Genomic DNA, 3,625 nt, shown 5'->3' with positions numbered 1-3,625 from the left:
TTATCATTTTTTAAAATAGCATCAGAAGTATTCCATATATCAGTGTTTATAGATAATAGATCATCTAGTTTACTGGATAAAGGAATATCTTGAGTTGGGGGTGTTGTTAATCCGTCTGGCATTGGTATATTATCTGACATATATAAAAAGTCCTTTTGTTCTAGTATTTATAGTATAATAGTAACAAAAGGACTTTTAAGTTATTTAGTTAGAGGACATCCATTATTAGGATTCTTCTTTGCATAATCTATATACTGCTTTGATCTCTTTAGTAATGTGCTACATGACATCTTCATCATAACATTTTCAGGTGTGGGATAACCCTTAATCGCTAAATGAAACAGTAATTCCCCCACTGCTCGTTGAGTCATAATCTGGTAGGAACTCCACAGGTCGAAACCGCAACCTCCGTGTTACACTTTCTTGAGCTTCTGGCAGATAAAATGTAACTTCAGAGACTAGTCCAAAAGAGTAGTCTTTTACTACCTTTGTATATGACTCCCATACTCTTCTTGAGATAGTAGGAATAATCTCTAGTAGCTCTTCACAGTCACCATAGTCTAGCTCTTTACCATTGATGCTAATTATTGATAAGCCTTGAGTTAGAATAGCTAATAATCTCATTTTCTCTAGTAAATAGGATTTTAAAGCTTGTACTTCATCACCTTTTTCATCTTCAAGAACTTCCATCTTTTCTTCTCTTGATACTGAATCTTTAATAGCTTCAATAGTTGTTATCTCGTGGTATATTTTAGAGTATTGTCTAATCTCTCTACTATATTTAGTCTTTAGATAATCCTCAGCTACAAGTTTATCTTTAATTCTAGGTAATCTAAATACTATTTTCTGTTCGGTTTTAGAATCAGAGAGAGTAAACGGTTCTTTAAACTTTTCATCTAGTTCTTTAGTATCTATACTACCAAGTGGAATAAAAGCCCATACATAGTTAGTAGGATCTGATCTATCACCTTTTTCATCTATTATGATTCTACGCTCAATTTCTCCAGAATAAAAAGCACCTTGTAGTGTATAGAGTATTTCCATCAACTCTTCAAATACAAGATTTCCACAATCAAAGTCTTCAAGAATCATATTGTTTAATACTTTTACCATTGCTTCAAGGTTATCCATATCATCATTAGTAGAGGATAATTCTAGAACCTCCTCTATAGAATAGTCTCTAAAATGTAGTTCAAATGGTGCTGATAGCTTTCCTAATGAGTCTAACTTTACAGTTATATAGCCCATTGGAACTTTAGGTTTTTCCTCTACTTTCTTTTCTACTTTTGGTTTAGCCTTAGTAGCTACTTTCTTTTCTTTTTTAAGCTCTAAAGCTTCTTCCTCTGGTGTTGTAATTGTCATTGTTTATATCTCCTCTTTTTTGTGTTATATACTAATATTAGCAACTAAACTATTTACTTGCTGTTGTATGTTATCTCCTATGTTACCTACAAAACTAGAAACACTACTTAATGAAGAATCTCTTACTGCTAATTGTACACTCCATTCTAATGGCTCTCCTGTTTCTTGATCTAAACTAAGTTCATCTAAACCTAGTATCATGAGATCATTTAATTTGAACTCTAAAGTTGTAAACTCTAAAGGTATATGCGTATAAAACTCTATAGTTGCAGTTCTAAACTTTACACTTTCTTCTTCTAGTACATTAAATGTCTTGGTTACAGGATCAAAAATAGTATCCATCCAAGATTTAAAATACTTATATATCTCAAATTTTGTATTCTCAAAGAAAGTTATAGTTATAGTTTCAGGAGGTGTAAACCCCACATACTTTTTACTACCATATTTTTTAGTTTCAGTTACTAGCTTATCGAAAGGTAGATTGATAGTCTTGACCATAAATCTAGTTTTTGGCATGTCTTGGAAATAACAATACCACCTATTTCTTAATTGTAAATCTTCTGTTGCTAAATTATATATCTCTAAACTCATAGTATAATAGTACTTTTTTAATTTCATATATTTATCAATAAAAAAGTCCTTATTACTACCAAGGGAGTCAAGGTAACAATAAGGACAAAATATAATGAGCAAATAGTAGAAGAGAAGGGAGGAAAACTCAAAGCTACTATTTGTCAAAGTTTAAATTATATTACAGGATATAAAATATCGATAAACTGTAAAGTGCATGAAACTTCTAAAGGATCACCGCTATTTTGATCAAAGGTTACCGCACCATGGGAAGAGGGAAATGCTCCGTTAAATACCCAAGTAGTACCTGATGGAACTTGATCGGCTTCAGCAGTTTGTAGTGTAATAGGAACTCTAAATAAACTAGGACCTCCTACTATAGGTACTGCATCCCCTAATCCAGTCGCCGTTTGTGACGATTGTATTAGTTCCATCCAAGCCATAAAACCTTTGTATACATGCATATACTTATCAGCTCTATAGGAAAATGTAATCTCATTGGCCGTTCCAACTATACCAGAAACTCTTGTAGCCTTTCTACCACCATAGGTTACTTCATAAGTGTCAATTTGCTTATCTGGCACCTCTGTAGTGATAATTCTTAGGTTTGTATTAACTAAATCAGTCATTCCGGGAAATGTTGGTATATTCATAATATGATGATTCGCCAAGGCATCTTCTTGCATTAACATTATCTCCAAACTCATATCTTTTGTTCTCCTTATAATCTTTAATTTTATTGTTATCTAGTAAGATCGTACTATTTTGTTAAATAGGTTATTTTGATAAGAACTCAGAAGTTTTTGTCTCTAAATATTCAGTTATTATCTTTTCAAGATTATCAAATTCCCAGTAAGGTATTCTTAGTAAGGGTATATTGTTATCTTTGCAATAGTTTGTTTTAATTTTATCATGTTTCTGAGCTATTTTAAAACCTTCTACAGTTTCCTCAGTAGTACGACTGCCTCTTTGTATAGGTCTATAGTGTCCTGCTCCATCATACTCTATAAGAAAATCTATTTCACTGGATTCGTTTAACACTCCAAAGTCAAAAGGCAATGTACTCTTATCCCTACAGTCCTTATATCTAACTTGATCTATATAGTCAACATCCAAAGAATCTAATAAGGTTTTAACTCTAATTTCACCTCTTGAGCCTCCTTTAAATAAATTAGGATGCTTTAATCTGTTATGCATAAACCTAGCTAATTGCATACTAAATACTGTATCAACCCCTTCTGGCAAGCCCCCTCCCAGATATTCCCACTCTAGCTCTTTAAATATATCCCCAGAATAAGTATCACTTACTAGTTTATAGTCGGGTCTATTCAATTTAGCCCATATTTTTATGTTGTGTATTGCATGAGGATTTTTTGTTAGTATACAAGGAGTTACCCCATCTAATATTGCTTTGGGTGTTGTTTTTACAAAGTAGCCTTCTTTAGTTACAACCTCAGTATAGGTATAGCTATTGATTTTTTTATCTGTAGGTTTAATTTCTAAGTCAAACTTTCTGAATAAATCTGTAATAGCCTCAGGTGTCCATCTAGTACCTTTATTACATAGATGGCAACCTCTTCCGCTTTTAAAACTGTGCCAGTTTATTGAGGATGGTTCATGAGAAGAATTAGGACATTTTACCCATATGTTCAACTCTCCTTTTCTTGTATCTGTAGCATTTTTACTAAACATT

The 3,625-nt window shown here is 32.4% G+C and carries 4 protein-coding genes; all 4 read right to left on the bottom strand.

Features of this window, described 5'->3' with window-relative positions:
• Positions 1–324: 324 nt before the first annotated feature.
• Positions 325–1,362, bottom strand: coding sequence for a hypothetical protein (locus PF569_04530; GenBank protein MDA3855499.1), 1,038 nt, complete (start codon positions 1,360–1,362; stop codon positions 325–327).
• Positions 1,363–1,386: 24 nt separating this feature from the next.
• Positions 1,387–1,953, bottom strand: a complete 567-nt coding sequence (locus PF569_04525; protein MDA3855498.1) for a hypothetical protein — start codon at positions 1,951–1,953, stop codon at positions 1,387–1,389.
• A gap of 155 nt (positions 1,954–2,108) precedes the next feature.
• A complete protein-coding gene (locus PF569_04520) occupies positions 2,109–2,603 on the bottom strand; it encodes a hypothetical protein (protein MDA3855497.1) in 495 nt (164 codons plus the stop codon).
• A gap of 106 nt (positions 2,604–2,709) precedes the next feature.
• Positions 2,710–3,625, bottom strand: a 916-nt coding sequence (locus PF569_04515) for a hypothetical protein (GenBank protein MDA3855496.1), incomplete at its 5' end; no start/stop codon positions are given.

The organism is Candidatus Woesearchaeota archaeon (assembly GCA_027858315.1).
Classification (GTDB): domain Archaea; phylum Nanobdellota; class Nanobdellia; order Woesearchaeales; family UBA583; genus UBA583.
Note: the sequence above shows the minus strand (reverse complement) of the source record. Positions and strands in the feature narration are given on the sequence as shown.

Coding starts and splice junctions, on each gene's coding strand:
- PF569_04530 (MDA3855499.1), bottom strand. CDS start 1,362: ATGACAATTACAACACCAGAGGAAGAAGCTTTAGAGCTTAAAAAAGAA.
- PF569_04525 (MDA3855498.1), bottom strand. CDS start 1,953: ATGAGTTTAGAGATATATAATTTAGCAACAGAAGATTTACAATTAAGA.